At 37.9% G+C, this 995-nt stretch carries 1 protein-coding gene; it reads left to right on the top strand.

The features are described from left to right. A partial coding sequence (locus N1032_RS23865) for a hypothetical protein (protein WP_259542910.1) occupies positions 1–995 on the top strand: 995 nt, incomplete at both ends.

Raw genomic sequence — 995 nt, 5'->3', positions numbered from 1 at the left:
ATCCTACTGGACAAAACAGCGTATCAGCAAGTGGTTTAGAAGGAGAATATGCCTGTGATAAAGCTGCCGTATGGAATTGGGTAACTAATCAGTGGTCATTTACTGATCTACCAGATACTTTGTGGTTGGATGAAATACTAGCTCCTTCTGTTGGTACTCGTACATGGGGTAATATTGATTCTTCGGTACCAACAAAACCTACAGAAATATTGTTGGATTCACCGATATATTCCTTACCAGTTGGTAAATCCTTTCGTATTAATTTGTTATATAAACCTGGTGAAGAGTTAGGCTCCAATCAGAAAATACGCTGGGAATCTAGTGCTACAAATATATTTGACATAACAGCTAGTGATTTAGACTTAGATTATTCTTTGAATCTTCGTGCATTAAGTGAAGGGGAAGCTGTGTTGAAAGCTACTATTGTTGATGTGGTAACAGATACTTCAACATCACCCCCGACTATAACTGAAGTTCCATCAACTGATACTAAATTAACTGCTAGTTATAAAATAAAAGTAACACCAGAGAAACGCCTCGATCCTTTGTATCTGGATAGTAGTGGCAAACCTATTGATCCTGCCAATCCGGTATACATTGATAATAATATTGGCTTACGTCATATGGAAAGTGATGATTCAGATTTAGTTAGATTCATCCAAGATGTTGTTGGCAATGTTAACCCTTCGTGGGATACTACTATTGTGAATGGTATAGCAGTTCCAGTTGGTGATGGTAAATTAGATCGATATCAAGATTCAAATGAACCAATTCCAGATAGGACAAGTCAGACAGCTATTGATAATGGTGCGGTAAATAACACCAATATTGGAGCATATAGACCAGAACAAAAAGATTTGTATCCAGACCCTACTAAAGTTGACCCAGATGATCAATGGAGTGGTGGAACAGACCCTGTTACAGGAAATGAAATACCTAATAAACACTCAACAGATACGTGGGAGCAAGGGGGTTACTCCTTTACCAGAAAAAGT

The organism is Herbiconiux daphne, from assembly GCF_024979295.1.
Taxonomy (GTDB): domain Bacteria; phylum Actinomycetota; class Actinomycetes; order Actinomycetales; family Microbacteriaceae; genus Herbiconiux; species Herbiconiux daphnes.
Note: the sequence above shows the minus strand (reverse complement) of the source record. Positions and strands in the feature narration are given on the sequence as shown.